At 72.1% G+C, this 20,246-nt stretch carries 18 protein-coding genes; 12 read left to right on the top strand and 6 right to left on the bottom strand.

Going from position 1 to position 20,246, the window contains the following annotated elements:
* Positions 1 to 42 precede the first annotated feature (42 nt).
* The 8 genes from C8E84_RS10035 (at position 43) to C8E84_RS10070 (ending at position 8,767) form a co-directional block, all read left to right on the top strand.
* Positions 43 to 474: a MarR family winged helix-turn-helix transcriptional regulator gene (locus C8E84_RS10035; RefSeq protein WP_159901772.1), complete on the top strand. Its 432-nt coding sequence runs from the start codon at positions 43 to 45 to the stop codon at positions 472 to 474.
* 4 nt (positions 475 to 478) lie between these two features.
* The gene (locus C8E84_RS10040) at positions 479 to 1,243 is read left to right on the top strand and encodes an IclR family transcriptional regulator (protein ID WP_159901774.1); all 765 of its coding nucleotides are present in this window, start codon (positions 479 to 481) and stop codon (positions 1,241 to 1,243) included.
* A gap of 66 nt (positions 1,244 to 1,309) precedes the next feature.
* Positions 1,310 to 2,287 (top strand): NAD(P)H-quinone oxidoreductase, encoded by a 978-nt coding sequence (locus C8E84_RS10045; RefSeq protein WP_159901776.1) that lies wholly within the window; start codon positions 1,310 to 1,312, stop codon positions 2,285 to 2,287.
* Between the two features lie 79 nt (positions 2,288 to 2,366).
* A complete protein-coding gene (locus tag C8E84_RS10050) occupies positions 2,367 to 2,729 on the top strand; it encodes a DUF1304 domain-containing protein (protein WP_159901778.1) in 363 nt (120 codons plus the stop codon).
* 216 nt (positions 2,730 to 2,945) lie between these two features.
* The gene (locus tag C8E84_RS10055; protein ID WP_159901780.1) at positions 2,946 to 3,701 is read left to right on the top strand and encodes a PadR family transcriptional regulator; all 756 of its coding nucleotides are present in this window, start codon (positions 2,946 to 2,948) and stop codon (positions 3,699 to 3,701) included.
* Positions 3,698 to 4,429 carry an ABC transporter ATP-binding protein gene (locus C8E84_RS10060; RefSeq protein WP_159901782.1) on the top strand — a complete coding sequence of 244 codons (732 nt, stop codon included), beginning with the start codon at positions 3,698 to 3,700 and terminating at the stop codon, positions 4,427 to 4,429. Before C8E84_RS10055 ends, C8E84_RS10060 begins: the two co-directional genes overlap by 4 nt.
* Positions 4,426 to 7,344, top strand: a complete 2,919-nt coding sequence (locus tag C8E84_RS10065; protein ID WP_159901784.1) for an FtsX-like permease family protein — start codon at positions 4,426 to 4,428, stop codon at positions 7,342 to 7,344. Before C8E84_RS10060 ends, C8E84_RS10065 begins: the two co-directional genes overlap by 4 nt.
* A gap of 223 nt (positions 7,345 to 7,567) precedes the next feature.
* Complete coding sequence (locus C8E84_RS10070; protein ID WP_159901786.1) at positions 7,568 to 8,767, top strand: MFS transporter; 1,200 nt, start codon at positions 7,568 to 7,570, stop codon at positions 8,765 to 8,767.
* Positions 8,768 to 8,794: 27 nt separating this feature from the next.
* Here C8E84_RS10070 and C8E84_RS10075 read toward each other — a convergent pair whose 3' ends face one another.
* Both C8E84_RS10075 and C8E84_RS10080 read right to left on the bottom strand, forming a co-directional pair.
* Complete coding sequence (locus C8E84_RS10075; RefSeq protein ID WP_159901788.1) at positions 8,795 to 9,025, bottom strand: helix-turn-helix domain-containing protein; 231 nt, start codon at positions 9,023 to 9,025, stop codon at positions 8,795 to 8,797.
* Positions 9,025 to 9,666 carry a DUF2975 domain-containing protein gene (locus C8E84_RS10080; protein WP_159901790.1) on the bottom strand — a complete coding sequence of 214 codons (642 nt, stop codon included), beginning with the start codon at positions 9,664 to 9,666 and terminating at the stop codon, positions 9,025 to 9,027. The genes C8E84_RS10075 and C8E84_RS10080 overlap by 1 nt, the downstream gene beginning before the upstream one ends.
* Positions 9,667 to 9,781: 115 nt before the next feature.
* Between C8E84_RS10080 and C8E84_RS10085 the strand changes: the two genes are divergently transcribed.
* Positions 9,782 to 10,432 carry a bacterial proteasome activator family protein gene (locus C8E84_RS10085; RefSeq protein WP_281348936.1) on the top strand — a complete coding sequence of 217 codons (651 nt, stop codon included), beginning with the start codon at positions 9,782 to 9,784 and terminating at the stop codon, positions 10,430 to 10,432.
* A 175-nt stretch (positions 10,433 to 10,607) separates the two neighbouring features.
* Here the strand turns inward: C8E84_RS10085 and C8E84_RS10090 are convergent, their stop codons facing one another.
* Positions 10,608 to 12,284 (bottom strand): FAD-binding dehydrogenase, encoded by a 1,677-nt coding sequence (locus tag C8E84_RS10090; protein WP_159901792.1) that lies wholly within the window; start codon positions 12,282 to 12,284, stop codon positions 10,608 to 10,610.
* Positions 12,285 to 12,305: 21 nt separating this feature from the next.
* Positions 12,306 to 12,977 (bottom strand): HAD-IA family hydrolase, encoded by a 672-nt coding sequence (locus tag C8E84_RS10095; protein ID WP_159901794.1) that lies wholly within the window; start codon positions 12,975 to 12,977, stop codon positions 12,306 to 12,308.
* A gap of 36 nt (positions 12,978 to 13,013) precedes the next feature.
* Between C8E84_RS10095 and C8E84_RS10100 the strand changes: the two genes are divergently transcribed.
* Complete coding sequence (locus tag C8E84_RS10100; protein ID WP_159901796.1) at positions 13,014 to 15,140, top strand: DUF998 domain-containing protein; 2,127 nt, start codon at positions 13,014 to 13,016, stop codon at positions 15,138 to 15,140.
* 1 nt (position 15,141) lies between these two features.
* Here the strand turns inward: C8E84_RS10100 and C8E84_RS10105 are convergent, their stop codons facing one another.
* A complete protein-coding gene (locus C8E84_RS10105) occupies positions 15,142 to 16,032 on the bottom strand; it encodes a ferredoxin family protein (protein WP_159901798.1) in 891 nt (296 codons plus the stop codon).
* Positions 16,033 to 16,134: 102 nt separating this feature from the next.
* Between C8E84_RS10105 and C8E84_RS10110 the strand changes: the two genes are divergently transcribed.
* Together C8E84_RS10110 and C8E84_RS10115 are read left to right on the top strand one after the other, a co-directional pair.
* Positions 16,135 to 17,184, top strand: coding sequence for an SGNH/GDSL hydrolase family protein (locus C8E84_RS10110; RefSeq protein ID WP_159901800.1), 1,050 nt, complete (start codon positions 16,135 to 16,137; stop codon positions 17,182 to 17,184).
* 17 nt (positions 17,185 to 17,201) lie between these two features.
* On the top strand, positions 17,202 to 18,710 hold the full coding sequence (locus C8E84_RS10115) for an FGGY family carbohydrate kinase (protein ID WP_159901802.1): 1,509 nt from the start codon (positions 17,202 to 17,204) through the stop codon (positions 18,708 to 18,710).
* A gap of 303 nt (positions 18,711 to 19,013) precedes the next feature.
* Here the strand turns inward: C8E84_RS10115 and C8E84_RS10120 are convergent, their stop codons facing one another.
* On the bottom strand, positions 19,014 to 20,243 hold the full coding sequence (locus C8E84_RS10120; protein ID WP_159901804.1) for a glucose-1-phosphate adenylyltransferase family protein: 1,230 nt from the start codon (positions 20,241 to 20,243) through the stop codon (positions 19,014 to 19,016).
* Between the last annotated feature and the right edge of the window lie 3 nt (positions 20,244 to 20,246).

The following is a 20,246-nucleotide window of genomic DNA, read 5'->3' on the forward strand; positions in this document are numbered from 1 at the left end:
CACAATGAGTCAAACACACGACCTCGCGCTAGCATTCCCGGCATGACCCGGCCCACCTCGTCCGAGACCCCCGACCTCGGTGACCTCGTCATGCGGGTGGCGCGCACCCTGCGCCGACGCGGCGCCGAGGCCATGGCCCCGTGGGAGATCGCCCCGCACCACGCTCGCGCCCTGAAGGTCATCAGCCGCCACGAAGGCCTCCGGCTCGGGGAGCTGGCCGCACACCTGCGGGTCGCACCCCGGTCGGTGACCGATGTCGTCGACGCCCTCGAGTCTCGCGGTCTCCTCGCCCGAGAACCCGACCCCGGCGACCGGCGGGCGACGGTGTTGGTGCTCACGGCATCCGGACGGCAGTTGATGCAGGAGATCGGGCAGGCCCGACGCGCGGACGCCGACACGTACTTCGCCCGCCTCAGCGCCACCGACCGCGCGGACCTCGAGCGCATCCTGCGCACCCTGGATACCGCGGGCTGACGCGATGGCGAATGCTCCCGCGGCCGGCCAGGCCCTCGACGTGCTCGGCCTCATCGCCCGGCGCGGCGAGCCGGTGCCCGCAGCAGCCATCGCGCGTGACCTCGGGCTGCCCCGCTCGACCGTCTACCACCTGCTCACGGTGCTCGTGGACCGCGGGTACGTGCGCCACCTGCCCGAGGCCCGTCGCTACGGGTTGGGGCTCGCGGCGTACGAACTGGGCTCGGCCTACCAACGTCAGGCCCCGCTGGAGCGACTGGCCCGTGGCGTCATGGACCATCTCGTCGACCAGACCGGACACAACGCCCACCTCGCCGTGCTGCATGGGCGCGACGTGCTCTACGTGATCGAGCAGCGCGCCACCGGGAGACCGTTGTTGGTCACCGACGTAGGGGTGCGACTACCAGCCGTGCTCACGGCATCCGGCCTCGCGATGCTCGCGGCGCTGCCACCGGCACAGGTGCGGGCCCTGTTCCCCGACCGCACTGCGCTCGTCCAGCGCGACGGTCGCGGGCCGGCATCCACGACGCGGCTGCGGGCCGAGTTGCAGACGGTGCGGCAGCGGGGGCACGCCGTGGAGGACGGCCTCGTGACACCCGGCATCGGCTCGGTCGCCGTCGCCGTGCTCGACCACAACGACTATCCGGTGGCGGGGGTGGCGGTGAGCTACCCGCAGGCCGACGTGGATGCCGTGGCGACCGCCGCGCTCGTGCGCGCGGTCACGCAGGCGGCCGGGTCGCTGGGGCGGCGGCTCGGCCGGGTCACCCGCTGACCGTGGGACAGATGTGACCAAAAGGTCAGATATGTCCCAGGCGGGTCGCGGCCTACGGTGGGTGGCATGAAGGCGATCACGATCCCCGAGTTCGGCGGCCCCGAGGCCCTGGTGCTCAGCGAGGTGCCCGACCCCGAGCCCGGCACCGGCGAGGTGCTGGTGCAGGTGGCCGCCGCCGGGGTCAACCGCGCCGACGTGCTGCAGCGGCAGGGCCACTACGCACCGCCACCCGGCGAATCCGAGGTGCCCGGGCTCGAGGTCAGCGGCACGATCGAGGCCCTGGGCGACGGGGTCGAGGGCTGGTCGGTCGGCGACGAGGTGTGTGCGCTGCTCTCGGGCGGGGGGTACGCCGAACTGGTGCGCGTGCCCGCTGGTCAGCTGCTGCCGGTGCCGAGCGGGGTCTCGCTCATCGAGGCCGCGGCGCTTCCCGAGGTCACGTGCACCGTGTGGTCCAACGTGTTCCTCACCGCCAACCTCCAGCCCGGCGAGACCCTGCTCGTGCACGGTGGGTCCTCCGGCATCGGGACGATGGCCATCCAGCTCGGTCGGGCGATCGGCGCCGTCGTGGCCGTCACGGCCGGGTCGCCGGAGAAGCTGGCGGCCTGCGCCGACCTCGGCGCCGAGGTGCTCGTCAACTACCGCGAGGAGGACTTCGTCGAGCGGGTGCTGGCCGCCACCGACGGAGCGGGCGCGGACGTCGTGCTCGACAACATGGGAGCCAAGTACCTCGCGCGCAACGTCGCGGTGCTCGCCACCGGTGGCCGGCTCGTGGTCATCGGGATGCAGGGCGGCACCCGCGCCGAGCTCGACCTCGGCGTGCTGCTGCGCAAGCGGGCCGCGGTGATTGCGACGTCGCTGCGGGCCCGGCCCCTCGGCGAGAAGGCCACGATCGTCGCGGCCGTGCGCGAGCACGTGTGGCCGCTCATCGAGGCAGGTGAGGTGCGCCCGGTGGTGATGTCACGGCATCCGCTCGCCGACGCCGCAGCCGCCCACCGCGAGCTCGAGGCGAGCGCCCACATCGGCAAGATCCTGCTGACCCCCTGACCTCTGTCGCGCAGTCGCGCGCACGTCGGTATGAGGATGCTCGCGCGCGTGGGTGCGCGGATGGGGTAGACATCAGGGCATGAGCACCGTCGCCCTGGTCCTGACGGGCCTCGTGGCCCTGATCCACGTCTACATCGTGCTGCTCGAGATGCTCTGGTGGGACACCCCGCGCGGCCGTGCTGCTTTCGGCACGAGCCGCGAGCTCGCCTCTCAGACGAAGGTGCTCGCCGCCAACCAGGGCCTGTACAACGGATTCCTCGTCGCGGGCCTGCTGCTGGCGATGGTAGGGCCGAGCGAGCACCGGTTCGCGTTCGCGGTGTTCACCCTGGGCTGTGTCATCGTCGCCGGGCTGTACGGGGCTGCGACGGCGAGCCGCAAGATCCTGTTCGTGCAGACGGTGCCCGCGGCCCTGGCGCTCGCCGCGCAGTTCCTCGCCCGCTGAGCCCCACTCCCTGAGACTGATTGCACTCCAGCCACCTCCCCCCTTCCCGACTTCGTGCGACTTGCGTGCGCCTCTGGCCGGGAATCCGGCGCTGAAGGGCACCGAAGTCGCACGAAGTCGGGAGGGGTGGACGTGTTGCGGGGGGCGTGAATACTCGGTATACATGAGCCCACGGCGGGGTACATACCGAGTATTCGGCGACGAGAGGGGGCGGCGATGTCCGTCAGATCTGGACTCATGGCACTCCTCGCCGAGGGGGAGAAGTACGGAGCCCAGCTGCGCAGCGAGTTCGAGGCACGCACCGGCGGCACCTGGCCACTCAACGTCGGGCAGGTCTACACCACGCTCGACCGTCTCGTGCGCGACGGCCTCGTGGAACAGGCGAGCGAGCCGGATGCCGAGGGGCGCATCACGTACCGGCTCACCTCCGCGGGCCGGCAGGTTCTCGACGCCTGGTGGACCACGCCGGTGGACCGCACCAACACTCCTCGCGACGAGCTGACGATCAAGCTCGCCCTCGTCGTGACCGCCCCCGGGGTCGACGTGCCCCGGGTTGTCCAGGCCCAGCGAACGGCCACGCTGCAGCACCTGCGAGACCTCACCCGCCTCAAGCGAGAGGCCCTCGGCAGCACAGAGGGGGCTGCCGAGGGCCTGGCCGTGCGCGCCGGCCGGGCCGGCGCCGGTGGCGAGAGAGGGGCCATCGGGGAGGACCCGATCGCGTGGCTGCTCGTCCTGGAGAACCTCATCTTCGCGACCGAGGGCGAGGCCCGATGGCTCGACCACGTCGAGACGGTCATCGCCCGCCGGCGCCCTCGGCCTGCGTACGCCGATCCGCACAGGACTCCGGACCACCAGACCCCGGCCACCCACCCACGCGGCGCCGACCCGGCATCCGACACCACGGCATCCACCACCGCCCGCCACCACGCCAGCACGACCCACCACACGTACACCGCGGGAAACCAGTCATGAGCACACCACACGTCGTCCTCACCGACGTCACGCGCATCCACGGCGACCGGAACATGGCGGTCGTCGCGCTCGCCGGGGTCAGCCTCGACATCCACCTCGGCGAACTCGTCGCCGTCATGGGGCCGAGCGGTTCGGGCAAGTCGACGCTGCTCAACATGGCGGGCGGCCTCGACCGACCGACGAGCGGCACCGTCACCATCGCCGGCGACCGACTGACCGACCTCGCACCGCGCGACCTCGCCAAGCTGCGGCGTCGCCGGATGGGCTTCATCTTCCAGGACTACAACCTCATCCCGAGCCTGACCGCGGCCGAGAACGTCGCGCTGCCGCTCGAGCTCGACGGCACGCGCGCCAGCCAGGCCCGGCGTCAGGCCCGCCGCACCCTCGACCTGATGAACCTCATGGAGCTCTCCGACCGCTTCCCCGACCAGATGTCCGGCGGCCAGCAGCAGCGCGTCGCCATCGCCCGCGCGCTCGTCGGAAGCCGCCGCTTCGTGCTCGCCGACGAACCGACCGGAGCCTTGGACAGCCACACCGGCGAAGAGGTGCTGCGTGTGCTGCGCGAGCGCTGCGACGAGGGGGTCGCCGGGCTGCTCGTCACCCACGAGGCGCGACACGCCGCCTGGGCCGACCGGGTGGTGTTCCTGCGCGACGGCGTCGTCGTCGACAGCACCGGCCATCGCGAGCAGGCGGAGGACCTCCTCGCCGCGGGCGAGGCTGCGCGATGACCACGCTGGTCCGCCCGGAGGGACGCCCTGGGGGCCCCACCGGGGGGCGCGCCGACGGCGGTCGCCACACCCGCGACGCAGGTGGTGAGCCGAGCCGGTTCGCCGCCTGGCGCGCGAGCTGGGCGGTCGCGCTGCGGATGGCACGCCGAGACGTGCGTCGGCACAAGGGGCGCAGCGCGCTCGTCGTCGTCATGGTCGTGCTTCCCACCCTGTTGCTGTCGGCCCTGGTCACGGTTGCCGCCACCTCCGATGTCTCGGGGGCCGAGGTGATCCCCTCGATGATGGGGTCGGGCCAGGCACTCCTCGAGGGCCCTGATGCTCTGATGATCTCCCAGGAAGCCTCCACCACCCAGGGATACGGCAGCGGGCCCGAGCAGGCGAAGCCTGTCCCCGGCTTCGACGCCAGCGGCGACGCCTTCACCAATGCGGATGCCGTCTCGCAACTCGTGGGGGCTCCGGTCGTCCCGACGTCCACGTTTCTTGCGCGGACGACGATCGGCGACCGCCGAGTCAGCGTCGACGCAACCGCCCTCGACGGGCGAGCCGGTCTGGGTGACAAACTGCGGCTGCTGTCCGGCCGATGGCCCGAGGGCGACCGGCAGGCGCTCGTGACGGCGCACTGGCTGTCGCGTGGCCTTCCCGACAGCGGCACTGTCACCGTGACCGTCGCCGGCGCACAGCACACCCTGGACATTGTCGGCGTGGCCGCGATCCGCGAGCTGTATGGCTCGCCCGGCCTCGTCGTCTCCGAGCCACTCAGGAACGGCACGACCTCGGTCTCGGGCAGACACGCGTGGATCGTCACCGGGGACGACCCGGTCACCTGGTCGGAGGTGCTGGCCCTCAACCAGTACGGCTTCCAGGTCACCTCGGCCGCGGTGCTGCGCGATCCACCATCGACTGCCGAGATCCCCGAAGAGGCCAGGGGGTCAGCCGCCGCCGACAACCAGCAACTGAACCTCGTCATCGCGCTCGGCGCGGCGATGCTGCTCATCACGACGGCCCTGCTCGTCGGGCCGGCCTTCGCGGTCAGCGCGGCGCGACAGCGGCGCACTCTGGCGCTGGCGGCCAGCAACGGCGCGAGCACCGCCGTGCTTCGGCGCACGGTGCTGGCCCAGGCACTGGTGCTGGGCACGGCATCGGCGGTGCTCGGGGTGCTGCTCGGGGTCGCCGCCGCCCGGGGGATCATCGCGTGGACGATGCGCGGGGGCCAGGGCATCGCAGGTCCCTTCGACATCCGATGGGGCCTCCTGGCTGGCGTCGCCCTGTGCGCGGTGGCCAGCACACTCATCGCGGCACTTGCGCCGGCGCGACGGCTGGGTCGCCTCGACATCGTGGGGGTGATGCGGGGTCAGAGCGTCTCTCCCCGCCCGAGCCGTTGGGTGTTCGCCGCCGGCCTGCTCATCGCGGGAGCAGGCGGTGCGCTGATCCTGTGGGGGACGGGGCTCATCTCGACCGACGGGGGTGTTCGCTATGTCTTCGGGGTCTCACCGGAGGTCTTCGTGGTCGCCGGAGCCGTCGCCCTCATCCTCGGCGCACTCTTCCTCGTTCCCATGGTCCTGGCTGGGGTCGGCCGCCTCGGGGGCTCACTCCCCACGTCGCTTCGGATCGCCGCACGCGACCTCGCACGCCACCGGTCACGAAGCGCCCCCTCAGTTGCTGCCGTTCTCGCGGCCGTCTCGGGCCTGACCTTTGGGCTCACCGGCCTGTCCAGTGACACGGTGCAACGTGAACGTGAGTACGTCGCCCAGACCATCAGGGGGGAGGCACTGGTGCAGGCACCCACCGGCCTGCTGGACGTCGCCGCGGTTCGGGCAGCGGCACCCTCACTCGTCGTCTCGGAGAACTTCGCGGTCGACACCGGCGACCCTTGGCTGCGCGACGAGGAACCGACCGCGCCATACCGGTTGCTCTTCGCCAACGTCGTGCCCGATGGCTGCACGCCCGAACGCAGCGTGAACGACCTGCAGTGGATCCCGCCCAACGACGACGAGGCGTACTTGGGCTCCCCCTGCCAGGTGGCGGGTACCAACGGCTACAACGGGATGACGTTGACCCTCCTGCCCGCCGACGAGATCGCGAGGCGACTGGGTCTCGACGCCGCGCAGTCACAGGCGGTGCGGGACGGCGCCGCCGTGGTGCGCGGCACGCGTGGTGTGGACGCGTCGGGCACGGTCCGGATCGTGCGGGGCACCACGCTCGCCGACCCCACCGCCGTCGAGGTCGTGGACGCGGTCCAGGACCTCGAGGTCGACCAGGACGTCAGGGTGCCGGTCATCGCCATGCCGCAGACGAAGGACTCGGCAGCGCGGATGCTCGGCGCATCCTTGGTACTCGCCATCGACACGCCGACGACCCGTGACTGGCCGACCCTGCCGACAACGCTCACCGTTCGGGATCCTTCCGGGTCCCCGATCAGCGATGAGACTGCCGAGCAGCTGAGCCTCGCCCTCGGCGACGACGCCTGGGTCGCGGTGGAGCAAGGGTTCCAGCGGGAGGACAGGCTCGTCGTCGCAATCCTGCTCGGCGTGTTCGCCCTGCTCGTGCTCGTCATCACGCTCACGTCCACCGCTCTCACGCTGGCCGAGCAGCAGAGCGACCAGGCGACCCTGGCGGCGCTCGGGGCGACCCGGGGTACCCGACGGGCCATGGCGGCCGCCCAAGCGTTCATGCTCGCAGCGGTCGGGTGCCTGCTGGGGGTCGCCGTCGGGCTCGTACCAGGCAGTGCCATGGCCAGGTTGCTGACGAGCCAGGGCTGGGACCCGCTGACCGGCGCCTCGACGTCGGACGGCGCGATCCTCGTCATCCCGTGGTTCTCACTGCTCATCGTGGGCGTGCTGGTACCGGTGGTGGCGGGCGCGATCGCGTGGGCCGGCATCCGCAAGGCTCCGCAGGTCACCCGCCGCGCCACCTGACCCTCTGAACTTTCTCGCCCGATGCCGGAAGGTTCACCTTCGCAAGGCATCCAATGTGGTGCGAACGTGAAGCTAGTGGCATCGGGCGGGAAGATTCTTGGCCGCCGGGGTCGGGCGGGGATGCCGGTAGAATGGCCGGAGCACAGGGTCCTGGTGCGTCCTTGGAGGCGGGTTCGGCGCACACTCGTTTCGCCCTCCCCGGGCGCAGACCAGGAAGCTGCGCATGTCCCCCCTCGCCTCCTACCGGCGGCTGTTCAGCCTCGCCGGCCCGCTCTACGTCGCCATCGCCTTCATCGGCCGCCTCCCCTTGGCCATGGCCCAGATGGGCACCCTGCTGCTCGTCGCCGGAACCACCGGCTCCTACGGCACCGGTGGCGCCGCCGCCGGCGCCCTGGCCGTGACCAACGCCATCGGCGCCCCGATCGCCGGGGCCCTGGCCGACCGGGTCGGGCAACGGCCCGTCGTGTTCGTCCAGTCGGTGCTCGGCGGGCTCGGGCTGATCGCCCTCGTCGTGCTCGCCCACGCGCAGGTCACCCCGTGGATCGTCATCCTCACCGCAGCCGTCGCCGGCGCCGCGATGCCGCAGATCGGCCCACTCGCACGGGTGCGCTGGCGCCCCATCACCCGCAACCAGCAGCACCACCAACCGCGCCTGATGGAGGCCGCCTTCTCCTACGAGGGCGCCGCTGACGAGGCCTCCTTCGTGCTCGGCCCGGCGCTGCTCGGCCTCATCGTCGTCGTGGCCAGCCCCGAGATCGCCCTGCTCATCGCCGCCGCGATCCTGCTCGTCTTCGGCTGCGCATTCGCGTTGCACCCCACCGCCCGCCTCACCCACGCCCACCGCCCGGATGCCGTGACCACCGCCCGTCTCGTCACCGGCACCTTCGCGATCCTGCTCGTGGCACAACTGCTCATCGGGGTGGTGTTCGGCTCCATCCAGACCGGCACGACGGTGCTCACCACGGATGCCGGGCAGAGCGGCCTCGCAGGTCTGGTGCACGCCTGCCTCGGGGTCGGGTCGGTCATCGCCGGGCTCGCCGTCGCGGCCCTGCCCGCCCGCTTCGGGTACGGCTCACGCGTGCTCGTCGCCGCCCTGGGCCTGGCCCTGCTGTCGTTGCCGCTGCTCCTCACCGACACCGTTCCGCAGCTGTTCGCCGTCGTCCTCGTGCTCGGTTTCGTCGTCGCCCCCTACATGATCAGCGTCTTCATGCTCGGCGAGCGCGCCGCCCCGGTCGAGCGGGTCGGTGCGGCGATGACCCTCCTCGCCGGCGCCACCGGGCTCGGGTACGCCCTCGGTTCGGCCACCGCCGGACGCCTCGCCGACGTGCACGGCCACCACGGCGCGTTCGCCGTGACCGTGGGAGCCGCGGTGACAGCGGCGGCGCTCGCGACAGCATCCCAGCCCGCCCTTCGCCGCGTCTGACCCTTCGCGCCCGGTGATCGGATGCCGTCAGCGCACCTCGCGCTCGACGCTCAGCACGTCCCCCACCTGGCACTCGAGCACGTCGCAGATCGCCGTGATGGTGCTGAACCGGACGGCCTTGGCCCGGTTGTTCTTGAGCACCGAGAGGTTGACGACGGTGACGCCCACGGCATCCGCGAGGGCCGCGAGGGTCATGCCGCGCTCCTCGAGGAGCCGGTCGAGGTGGCAGGTGACGCGGTGTGGCTCGTCGACCGGCATCAGACGAGACCCTCGACGTCGTCGCGCAGCCGGCTGCCGGCCTTGAACGCCTCCGCGAGCAGCGCGACCACCATGCCGGCGACGAGGTACGCCCAGGGGATGTCGAGGACGGCCAAGAGGGCGAGGCCGCCGAGGTCGACGTCACTGAGCAGTGCCCCGTGCACCGACATCGACAGGAAGAGGGTGAAGAACGGCCCGACGAGCAGCACCGCCGCGAGTTGGCGCATGCGGCGGACATTGGCGGCGACGAACGGGTCACCTGCGGCGATCGTGCGCATCACCGCCACGATCAGCAGGCTGCCGGCGGTCATGAGACCGACGATCAACAGGCCGGGGGCGAGGTCGAGCAGACGTTGCGCGACCGTGGGATCGGCCAACGTGACGTCGTAGGCCGCGACACCGTAGGAGGTTCCGACCGCATCGAGCTCGGGCACGGTGACGCCGCTGAGGAACGGCAGGGGGATGCCGTCGCCGTCAGCCCAGCGCAGGATGGGCAGCACGATGCTGGTGGCGACGGTGATGACGACGACCAACCCGAGCAGGATGCCCATGCCCCAGCGGTCGCTGCGGTCGAAGGCGAACCAGTCGCGACGGGGCCTGGGTGTGGGTGTGGGTGCCGTGGGTGTCGAGTTCTGGTCCATGAGCAGTCCCTCTCGTGTGTCATGTATCGACTTTCGATAGCACTGATAGACGATATGCATATCGTTTGTCGATGTCAACCCGGTGGTGCCGAATGCCGTGGGGCAGGATGGGCGCATGAGCGAGCACGACACCACCACCGGCGACCAGGACTCCTCGACCGAGGACCGGGCCGTCCCCGCAACCGTCACGAGCGACGGTGAGCGAGTCGTCGTCGTCACCCCCGACGGCATGGGCGTCGCCCACCACGACGAGCAGCCCCAGGGCGAGCGTGAGGGGCGCCGCGAGCGCCCCAGCAACCCGGCAGACCTCGTGGAGCAGCCGGCCAAGGTGATGCGCATCGGTTCGATGATCAAGCAGCTCCTGGAGGAGGTGCGCAGCGCCCCGCTCGACGAACGCGGCCGGGCCCGACTCGCCGAGATCCACAGCCGATCGATCGCCGAGCTCAAGGACGGCCTGGCCCCCGAACTCGTCGAGGAGCTCGAGCGCATCGCCCTGCCGTTCCGCGAGGAAGCCCCGAGCGACGCCGAGCTGCGGATCGCCCAGGCCCAGCTGGTGGGGTGGCTGGAAGGGTTGTTCCACGGCATCCAGACGGCGCTCGTCGCCCAGCAGATGGCCGCGCAGGCCCAGCTGCAGCAGATGCGGGCCCTGCCGCCGGGCACCTCCCACCCCGCGGGGCCGCCGTCCGGCGCCATGCCGCACGGCCAGCCGGCGCCGGGAGGCCCCGCCTCACCGGGTCACGCCGAGGGCACCGGCCAGTACCTCTGAGGGACCAGCCCCCGAGCGACCGGCATCCGTTGCCGTACCTGGACTGACCTATTGGTCGATCTGGGTACCGCCCGCCGGATCAGGCCGTACCTGGACTGACCTATTGGTCGAACTGGGTACCGCCCGCCGGATCAGGCCGTACCTGGACTGACCTATTGGTCGATCTGGGTATGGATCAGGCGGTGGCGGCGGCTGCTGCGCGACCCGCAGCCCGACCGCTGAACAGGCAGCCGCCGACGAAGGTCCCCTCGAGCGCGCGGTACCCGTGCACGCCACCACCGCCGAACCCGGAGACCTCACCCGCGGCGTAGAGACCGGGCACCGGCTCACCCAAGGGGTCGAGCACCCGCCCGGTCAGGTCGGTGTGCAGCCCGCCGAGGGTCTTGCGGGAGAGCACCCGCAGGCGCACGGCCACGAGCGGCCCGCGCTTGGGGTCGAGGATGCGGTGCAGCGGGAAGGCCCGCTTCGTCAGCTTGTCACCGCGGTAACCGCGCGCCACCCGGATCGCGGCGACCTGCGCGTCCTTGGTGTAGGCGTTGTCGACCTGCCGGTCGCGCTCGACGATCTGGCGCTCGATGTGCGCCGGGTCCAGCGGTGCGTGGGGGGTCAGCTCGTTCATCTTCGCGACGAGCTCACCGATGGTGTCGGCGGTCAACCAGTCCTCACCGTGGTCGAGGAACGCCTGCACCGAGGGCTGGACCGCGGTGATCGGCCGCTTCAGCACGTCGCGGTAGCGGCGCTGGGTCAGGTCGAGGTTCTGCTCCGAGCCCGACAGCGCGAACTCCTTGCCGGCGAGCGCCCGGTTGAGGATGAACCACGAGTGCTCGACCCCGGTGTGCTGGAGGTGATCCAGCGTCCCCAGGGTGTCGAACCCCGGGAAGTACGGGGCGGGCAGCCGGTCACCGCGACCGTCGAACCACATCGCGCTCGGCCCGGCGAGGATCCGGATGGCATGGCCCGGCCAGACCGGGTCCCAGTTGCGCACGCCCTCGACGTAGTGCCACATGCGGTCGCGGTTGACCACGGCACCCCCGGCTGCCTCGGTGATGGCGAGCATCCGTCCGTCGACGTAGGCGGGCACACCGGTCAGCATGTCGGTCGGCGCCTCCCCCAGCCGCTGCGGCCAGTTGGCCCGCACCAGGTCGTGGTTGCCGCCGATGCCGCCGGAGGTCACGACGACGGCCTGGCCGCCGTACTCGAACTCGCCCTCGACGTCGCGGTTGCTCGCGACGCCACGGGGCGACGAATCGGGCGCCAGCACCGACCCCCGAACCCCCGTCACCACACCACTGGAGCGCACCAGCTGGTCGACCCGGTGCCGCGGCCGGTAGATCACCCGGCCGGCGGCGATGTGGTCACGCACCCGCTGCTCGAACGGCGCGACCACCCCGGTGCCGGTGCCCCACGGGATGTGGAAGCGCGGCACCGAGTTGCCGTGCCCGCCACTCGTGCCGTCTCCCCGCTCGGCCCAGCCGACGACCGGGAAGAACGAGATGCCGCGCTCGCGCAGCCACGACCGCTTCTCACCGGCAGCCCACTCGACGTAGGCCCGCCCCCACTGCTGCCCCCAGTGGTCGGGACCGGGGCTGCCGTCGGGGTTGGTCAGGCGGTCCCAGCCCGCGGTGCCCTGCCAGTCCTGCCAGGCGAGCTCGAGCGAGTCCGAGATCCCCATGCGGCGCTGTTCCGGGCTGTCCACGAGGAACAACCCGCCGAAGCTCCACCAGGCCTGACCCCCGAGGTTGGCCTCGCTCTCCTGGTCGAGCAGCACCACCGAGCGGCCCGCATCGGCGAGCTCACACGTGGCGACGAGGCCGGCGAGGCCGGCACCCACGACAACGGCGTCGGCATCCATTGGTGCACCCTAGCGGCGACGTCAGACGTGCACGCGCAGCCGCCCCTGCTCGACCTCGGTCGACAGGTGTGCGACGTCGGGGACGACGACCCCGGCCAGTTCACGAAGCTCCTCGGGCGCGGTGGTGCTCGTCACCGCAACGAGGCCACGGCATCCGGCCTCACGTGCCGCCCGCAACCCGGCCATCGAGTCCTCGATGACGACGCACTCCCCCGGATCCACGCCGAGCAGGCGGGCGCCGAGCAGCCACGGGTCGGGCCAGGGCTTCCCGCGCTCGACGTCGGATGCCGTGACGACCACCGGCGGGTGGACGAGCCCGGTCGCCGCGATGCGTGCCTCGGCGAGGTCGCGCGTGCCCGACGTGACGATGGCCGTGGGAACGGATGCGTCGGCGAGTGCCCGAAGGAGTTCGGCGGCACCGGGCAGTACGACGATGTCGTCGACGTCGGCCACCTCGATCTCACGGATGCGCAGGTGCGCCTGCTCGCGCTGCTCGGGGGGAAGCAGCCCTTCGATGACGTTGGCGGCGGTCACCCCGTGCATCCCGCGCAACCGCATGGGGTCGACGCCGAACTCGCCACACCACCGGATCCACGAGCGTTCGACGGCGGCGATCGAGTCGACGAGCGTGCCGTCGAGGTCGAGGAGCACGCCCTCGAAGGGGGCGTCGAACGCTGCTGAGGCATCGGGCATGAGGGCAACCCTAGGTGCCGGACCTAGGGTTGAGGCATGCCCGCACGCAGGGGACGGCCCCGCACTGCCGTGCTCAGTGCGACGGTCGCCGTCGTGGCGCTCGTCGGCGGTTGGACGTGGGCTGCCGCCCTCCAACCCGGCGGCTTCGACGCCCGGTCCGAGACGATCAGTGCCCTCGCCGCCTCGGCCACCCCGCACCGCTGGGTCATGACCGCCGCGCTCGTCGTGACCGGGCTGGCCCACGTCGTCACGGCCTGGGCCCTCGGATCAGCCCAGCGCACCGGGCGCGCGATCCTCGCCGCTGGTGGTGTCGCGACCCTGCTCGTCGCCGCCGTGCCGTTGCCGTCGCGCGCCGAGTCCTCGGCCGCGCACACGGCGGTCGCCACGGCATCCGTCGTCCTGCTCGGCATCTGGCCGTGGTTCGCCGCCAGGCAGGGCGGTGCGCGGGTGCTCACCCACCGCGTCGCGCGCACGGCGGCCGTGGTGCTCACGGCATCCGTCGCGACTCTCGCACTGGGGCTGAGCAGCGCGTCCTTCGGGCTCCACGAACGGGTGGTCGCCGCCCTGACGGTCCTCTGGCCGCTCGTCACGGCGACCGGGGTCTGGTGGTGGGCCGGTCACCGGATCGGCTCGCGTCGGGTCCGTCAGGCCCTCGGCTTGCTCGCCGTGACCGTGACGTGCATCGCGGCCGGCGTCATCGCGACGACGGTTGCACCCGCGACGGCCCACACCCGCAACTACCAGGCCACGGTCACGCTGGACCCCGACCCGACCCACCTCGGCCAGATCCTCGCCACCACGGCGTTCGGCGACCTCGAACTCGGCTTCTCCGGGGTCGCCCCCGGCATCCGCTCCGTGCCACAGGTGAACGCGAGCATCGCCGACGAGCTGTCCCGCCCCAACGTCAGCCTCGCGTCGCTGCGCCCCGGACCGGCCGAGCTGAGCGAGGCCATCCGCGAGGTGGCCGTCGACGTCCTGCTGCGCTTCGCCCTCGGCGGGCTCGTGCTGATCGGCGCGGTGGTGGGGGCGGATGCCCTGCTGCGCCGCCGTCGCCCTCGCCTCACCCTCGTCGTCGCGTGCGGCACGGGGTGGGTGCTGGCCACCACGCTGACGGCGGCCTCGCTGTACGCGACCTACCAACCGCAGCGCCAGGAGACCTTCACCTCGACCGGCATCCTCGGCACCCTGCAGCGCAACCAGGGCATCCTGTCCGACGTCGAGGCCAGGGCCACCCAGGTCGCCCCGTACCTGCGCAACGTCATCGCGCTGTCGACGGCGCTTCAGCAGAAGTACTCGGCAGCGCCGCTGGAGGCCGACACCGCGCTGCGCGCCCTGCTCGTCAGTGACATCCACGGCGGCAACCAGTACCCGCTGATGCGCACGATCGTTCAGGAGGAGTCGGTCGACGTCGTCATCGACGCCGGTGACCTGCTCAACTTCGGCACCGTTGCCGAGGGTGAGGCGGCGGGCATCTTCAGCGGCATCGAGTCCCTGGGCGTGCCCTACCTGTTCGTGCGGGGCAACCACGACGCCACGAGCGCGACCGACACCGCCGTGCTGGCCCGGCTCGCGCAGGTGCCGAACGTCGTGCTGCTCGAGCCGACGCCCGGCGAGTACACCGAGGCCACCATCGGCGGCATCACGATCTCGGGGTTCAACGACCCCCGCTGGTTCGGCGACTCCGGCACCGGCTCACCCGCGAAGCAGGTGCCCGCCCGCGAAGCGTTCGTCGCCGCGTTCGGGGGGCGGACGGCATCCGACGTGGTCGTGAGCCACGAACCGTGGGCGCTGAAGGGGGTTGAGGGCGGGGTGCTCGTCAACGGTCACATGCACTCCACCGACCTCGAGGGCAACCGTGTGCAGGTCGGCACCTTCACCGGCGGTGGCCCGGTCACCCACTTCGTCGAGCAGGCGCCCGGGGAGGAACTGGTCGGGCAGCCGTCGGCCTTCGACGTGCTGACGTTCGGCACGAACTGCCGCCTCGCGACACTGACGCGCTACCGGTACAGCAACGTCATCGAGGGACGGCCGAGCTACGACGGGGTGCAGCTCGTCAACGGGTCGCGGATCGACCGGCGCGAGGTGGACCCCGAGCGGGTGTGCTCGCGCGACGAGGCGCTCACGACGGCCACGGTGCTGCCGGCCTCCGCCCCCTCACCCTGACTCAGGGGCGCAGGGTCGCGCGGTGGGCCACGTGGGCCTTGGGCACGTCCCCACAACTCAGCGGGGCGTCGGGCAGGGCCTGCGTCACGACGTCGACGATCACCCGGGCCGGGAGCGAGCCGCGGCCGTAGACCTCGACCTTGGTGTGGTCACCGTCGGTGTCGGCTGCCCCCGGGACGAGGTCGTCGAGGTCGGCCGGGCCGTGCTCGGCCAACACCGCGGCCAGGGCTGCCTGCACCGGCGGGTCCCATCGGGTGGTCCCCCGCAGGAAGCGAGCGTCGGTGCGCCCAGCACGGTGCGCGGTCACGGCGGCCAGCGCGTTGACGGGGTCGAGCTGGCCGAAGCAGGCACCGTCGGGCAACGACAGGAGCGTGCCGGCGAACCGGTGCCCACCGAGGTGGGTGCACTCCCAGACCTCCTCGGGCAGGGCCTTGGCCAGAGTGGCCGCGATCGGCCGACCACGCACCGCGCAGCAGGCGTCCCGGGTGGCGTGGGTGCACACGAGCACCATCGGGTCGGCGTCCTCGTCGCTGCCGGACAACGGCATCCCCAGGGCATGTGCCGCCTCGCGCAGGTCGTCGGCGGTCCGCCAGGCTCCCCTGACTCGGGTGCGGCGGATGGTGTCGATCGCGAACCACGAGTGCGGGTCCTCACCGGGCAGGCGGCGGCCAGGACGGCGCACGAGCAGGACCTTGCCCCCGAACGAGGCGCAGATCCGCTCGATCTCGTCGGCGAGGGATGCCGTGAGCGGGGGCGTGGTGAGCGGCTTCTTCGCCCACGGGCCCTGGTGCTCGATGAGCAGCCAGCGCGACGCGACGGGGGCACTGCCCGCCAGCGGGTCACCACGGTGACGCGAGGCGGCGGAACAGCGAGAGAGATCGGTCAGGGCCACTGTTCGATGCTACGCGGCGGTTTCGCGAATCTCGCACCACGAGGGGCCGCGAGGGTGGACTCTGGGTGAGCCGCAGGACCCTGCTGATTCGAGGAGACCCCCATGGCCCGACGACGTGCCCTGTCCACCGCAGCCCTCGCCGCCACCGCGGCCCTCGTGGTCTCGGCCGCACCAGCCCATGCCGCGGCTCCGTCCTACGTCGCGCTCGGCGACAGCTACTCCTCGGGCACGGGCACCCGCAGCTACATCTCGGACGGCACGAGCTGCCTGCGATCGGTGTACGCCTACCCCTCGCTCATCGCCTCGGCCAAGGGGTACGCCCTGAACTTCCGGGCCTGTTCGGGCGCGAAGATCGCCGACGTCACGAACACCCAGCTCTCCGCCCTGAACTCCAGCACGGCCTACGTGAGCATCTCGATCGGCGGCAACGACGCCGGCTTCGCGAGCGTGCTGACCACGTGTGCCCAGCCGGCGTGGCTCAGCAACTGCAACGGAGCCATCGACAAGGCCCAGACCTACGTGAACCAGACCCTGCCCGGCGCGCTGAACACCCTTTATGCCGGCATCAAGGCCCGGGCGCCCCAGGCGAAGGTGACCGTCGTCGGGTACCCGCGCATCTTCAACGGGGTGGACTGCAACCTGCTCACGTGGTTCTCCTCGAGCGAGATGACCCGCCTGAACGCCATGGCCGACCTGGTGAACTCCACGACGAAGGCCCGGGCCACCGCGGCCGGCTTCTCCTTCGCCAACCCCACGACCCCGTTCGTCGGCCACGCGGTGTGCTCGAGCTCGGAGTGGATCAACGGGCTGTCCAACCCGATCCAGGAGTCCTACCACCCCAACCGCACCGGCCAGGCGAGCGGCTACACCCCCACGGTCAGCCCGTATCTCACCGGCTCGACGGTCACCGCCACGGCAACCCTGCTCACCACGGCCAAGGGCTCCACGAAGAGGTTGGCCGACCAGCAGAGGCGCTACGCGGCATCCGATCGCGCCATCAAGCCGGCACTCGTGCTGGCACCCGACCTGAGCACCCCCGCGGCGAAGGCGGCCGCGAAGAAGGCCGGGGTCGACCTGTCGAGCCGGGCCAGCATCGACGCCGCCGACCGGGTGTACTCGGCGCGTCAGGCAGCGGAGTTCGCGGCCCGCTGACGCGCTACCGTCGCGGGGTGCCCACGGACAACCAGGCCGATCGCCCGCTCGTCGCCGGAGTCGACTCCTCCACCCAGTCGTGCAAGGTGGTGGTGTGTGACGCGGTGACCGGTGAGGTCGTGCGCACGGGTCGCGCCAGCCACCCCGACGGCACCGAGGTCGACCCGCGCCACTGGTGGTCGGCGTGGCAGGAGGCCAGCGGTGGCGGCCTGCTCGACGGCGTCAGCGCGATCGCCGTCGGCGGGCAGCAGCACGGGATGGTGCTGTTGGACGAGTCGGATGCCGTGGTGCGGCCGGCGCTGTTGTGGAACGACACCCGCTCGGCGGGGCCTGCGGACGACCTCGTGGCCGAGCTCGGCGCGCAGGCCTGGGCCGACGCGACCGGGGTCGTGCCCGTGGCTGCGACGACGGTCAGCAAGCTGCGCTGGATGGCCGACCACGAGCCCGAGAACCTGGCCCGGGCCGCCACGTGCGTGCTGCCGCACGACTGGCTGACCGGGCGCATCCTCGGTGCGGGCGGGGGCGGTGCGGGAGGCGCGGGCGGTGCGGGAGGCGCGGGCGGTGCGGGAGGCGCGGGCGGTGCGCCCACGGCATCCGCCACGTCCCGCCCGTGGACCACGGATGCCGGGGACGCCTCCGGCACCGGCTACTGGTCGGCGGGCACCCGGTCGTACCGCGAGGACCTGCTCGCCCTCGCCACGCGCGGCGCCGACCTCGCCGTGCCGCGGGTGGCGGGGCCGTCCGAGGTCGTCGGCCACACGGCATCCGGCCTCGCCGTGGCAGCGGGGACGGGCGACAACATGGGCGCAGCGCTGGGGCTCGGGTTGGTACCCGGCGACGTCGTCGTCTCGCTCGGCACGAGTGGCACGGCGTTCGCCCGCACCGACGTCGCGAGCGCCGACCCGAGCGGCTCGCTGCAGTCGTTCGCCGACGCCGAGGGCGGGTTCCTACCCCTGGTGTGCACGCTCAACGCCGCCCGTGTGCTCGGGGCGGGTGCCGCCATGCTGAACACCGACCACGCCGGGCTCGACCGGTTGGCGCTGGCTGCGGCGCCCGGTGCTGGCGGGCTGACGCTGCTTCCCTACCTCGACGGAGAGCGCACGCCGAACCTGCCGGCGGCCACGGGGTCGCTGCACGGCCTGACCCGCTCGAACGCGACGCCCGAGAACCTCGCGCGGGCCGTCGTCGAGGGCATGCTCCTCGGGCTCGCGGCGGCGGTGGATGCCGTGCGCGCAGCCGGGTGCCCCGTGCACCGGGTGCTGCTCATCGGCGGTGCGGCCGCGTCGGTCGCCGTGCAGGAGGTGGCCGCCGACGTGTTCGGCGTGCCCGTGGCTGTGCCGGGCGCGGGTGAGTACGTCGCGGTCGGTGCGGCGCGGCAGGCCGCGTGGGCTCTGGCCGGGGGCGAGGCGCCTCCGGTCTGGGACGTCGCCGTCGACGTCACGGTCGAGCCCGACGAGGCCGGGCGCGCGCGGGCCGCCGAGGTGCGTGGCCGCTACGCGGCGACGGTGGCGGCTACGTACCCCTGACGGCTCAAGGTCTGCGCCGGTCTGGGGTGTTTCCTGAGAGCCGGGGGTAGGTACCTGCTCCAGCACCCCTTGCGCCGCGCAAGGAATCCCCTCACCACCGCAACGACTCCCTCACAGCACCTCCCAGCTCCAGCACCCCTTGCGCCGCGCAAGGAATCCCTTCACCACCGCAAGAACCCCTCACAGCACCCCCTACACCTCTCACAGGTTCGGCCAGCGAGGCCGGCACACGCGGCCGTCGACTCGAAACGGGCTTGACCTCGGCCCGCTGGCGCGGAAATCAGCCCATCGACCTCGCGACTGTCACGCGGTGGTGCCCGGCTCGAGCCGGGCACCCGCAGGCACCGTGACGCCTCGGCCGATGACCGAGTCGCGCCCCACCACGGCGATGTGGTCATCGTGCGCCCGCGTGGCCCGGGTCGCCTGACCCACGCGCGCCCCGGCCTCGACCCGCACACCCTCATCGAGGATCGCGGTCACGACCCGAGCGTCACGCGAGACGCGAACACCGGCCAGCAGCACGGCATCCTCGACCACCGCTCCCGGCTCGACCACGACGCCGGGCCCGAGGACACTGCGCCGCACCGTCCCCTTGACGCGGCACCCGGCGCTCAGCACGACGTCCTCGAGCACGGCACCCGTGTCGACCCGTGACGCGGGCAGTTCGGGCCACCGGGTGAGCAGCGGCCAGTCCGGGCGGTCAAGCACGTCGACGCGCCCGGCCAGCAGGTCGCGGTGGGCCGACAGGTACGCGGCAGGGGCGCCCAGGTCTGCCCAGTACCCCTCGTGCGGCCAGGCGTGCACGACACCGTCGCGGATCATGCGCGGCAGCAGGTGCTCGCCGAAGTCGCCGATACCGGTGTTGCCGTCATCGGTGTGCGACAACTCGCGGCGCAGGTCCTCAAGGGTGGCGAGCAGCACGGTCGGGTCGTAGACGAAGACCTCCGCCGCGATCGTCGTGCCGCTCGGGCGCTCCGGCTTGTAGTCCAGCCGCGCGACGCGCGAGCCCCGACCGATGGTGATGACGGCCTTGTCGGCCGCCTGGGTCAGCGACACCTCGGTCGTGACGACCGTGCAGTGCGAGCCGCGCTCCAAGTGAGCGGCCACGACCGGGCGCAGGTCGAGTGCCAGCACCTGGTCGGTGCTCATCACGACGACGGCGTCCGGGGCGAACTCGCGGATCGCGTCGGAGAACCGGTGCAGGTCGTCGCCGTTGCCGTTGGAGAAGCCGTCCTGGGCCGCCGATCCCCCACCCTGCTGCGGCATCAGCCAGCGCAGGCCCCCGCGGGTGCGGTCGAGGTCCCACGGCCGACCGGACGCGAGGTGGTGGTGCAGCGACCCGGCCTGGTACTGCACCGACAGCCAGACGTCGGAGATTCCGCTGTGGGCGCAGTTGGTCAGGGCGACGTCGATCAGCTGGAACGACCCGGCGAACGACAGGGCCGGCTTGGCCCGCTCACGCGTTAGCACGTCGAGCCTGGACCCCTGACCACCCGCCTGGACGACGGCCAGGACCCGCGGGTTCGTGCGCATGGG

Origin of the sequence: Ornithinibacter aureus, from assembly GCF_009858245.1 — a bacterium.
Taxonomy (GTDB): Bacteria; Actinomycetota; Actinomycetes; order Actinomycetales; family Dermatophilaceae; genus Fodinibacter; species Fodinibacter aureus.

Excerpts from the sequence above, each read along its gene's own strand:
- C8E84_RS10040 (WP_159901774.1), top strand. The coding sequence starts at position 479 with ATGGCGAATGCTCCCGCGGCCGGCCAGGCCCTCGACGTGCTCGGCCTC.
- C8E84_RS10035 (WP_159901772.1), top strand. The coding sequence starts at position 43 with ATGACCCGGCCCACCTCGTCCGAGACCCCCGACCTCGGTGACCTCGTC.
- C8E84_RS10055 (WP_159901780.1), top strand. The coding sequence starts at position 2,946 with ATGTCCGTCAGATCTGGACTCATGGCACTCCTCGCCGAGGGGGAGAAG.
- C8E84_RS10045 (WP_159901776.1), top strand. The coding sequence starts at position 1,310 with ATGAAGGCGATCACGATCCCCGAGTTCGGCGGCCCCGAGGCCCTGGTG.
- C8E84_RS10065 (WP_159901784.1), top strand. The coding sequence starts at position 4,426 with ATGACCACGCTGGTCCGCCCGGAGGGACGCCCTGGGGGCCCCACCGGG.
- C8E84_RS10060 (WP_159901782.1), top strand. The coding sequence starts at position 3,698 with ATGAGCACACCACACGTCGTCCTCACCGACGTCACGCGCATCCACGGC.
- C8E84_RS10100 (WP_159901796.1), top strand. The coding sequence starts at position 13,014 with ATGCCCGCACGCAGGGGACGGCCCCGCACTGCCGTGCTCAGTGCGACG.
- C8E84_RS10080 (WP_159901790.1), bottom strand. The coding sequence starts at position 9,666 with ATGGACCAGAACTCGACACCCACGGCACCCACACCCACACCCAGGCCC.
- C8E84_RS10085 (WP_281348936.1), top strand. The coding sequence starts at position 9,782 with ATGAGCGAGCACGACACCACCACCGGCGACCAGGACTCCTCGACCGAG.
- C8E84_RS10110 (WP_159901800.1), top strand. The coding sequence starts at position 16,135 with ATGGCCCGACGACGTGCCCTGTCCACCGCAGCCCTCGCCGCCACCGCG.
- C8E84_RS10090 (WP_159901792.1), bottom strand. The coding sequence starts at position 12,284 with ATGGATGCCGACGCCGTTGTCGTGGGTGCCGGCCTCGCCGGCCTCGTC.
- C8E84_RS10070 (WP_159901786.1), top strand. The coding sequence starts at position 7,568 with ATGTCCCCCCTCGCCTCCTACCGGCGGCTGTTCAGCCTCGCCGGCCCG.
- C8E84_RS10075 (WP_159901788.1), bottom strand. The coding sequence starts at position 9,025 with ATGCCGGTCGACGAGCCACACCGCGTCACCTGCCACCTCGACCGGCTC.
- C8E84_RS10095 (WP_159901794.1), bottom strand. The coding sequence starts at position 12,977 with ATGCCCGATGCCTCAGCAGCGTTCGACGCCCCCTTCGAGGGCGTGCTC.
- C8E84_RS10120 (WP_159901804.1), bottom strand. The coding sequence starts at position 20,243 with ATGCGCACGAACCCGCGGGTCCTGGCCGTCGTCCAGGCGGGTGGTCAG.
- C8E84_RS10050 (WP_159901778.1), top strand. The coding sequence starts at position 2,367 with ATGAGCACCGTCGCCCTGGTCCTGACGGGCCTCGTGGCCCTGATCCAC.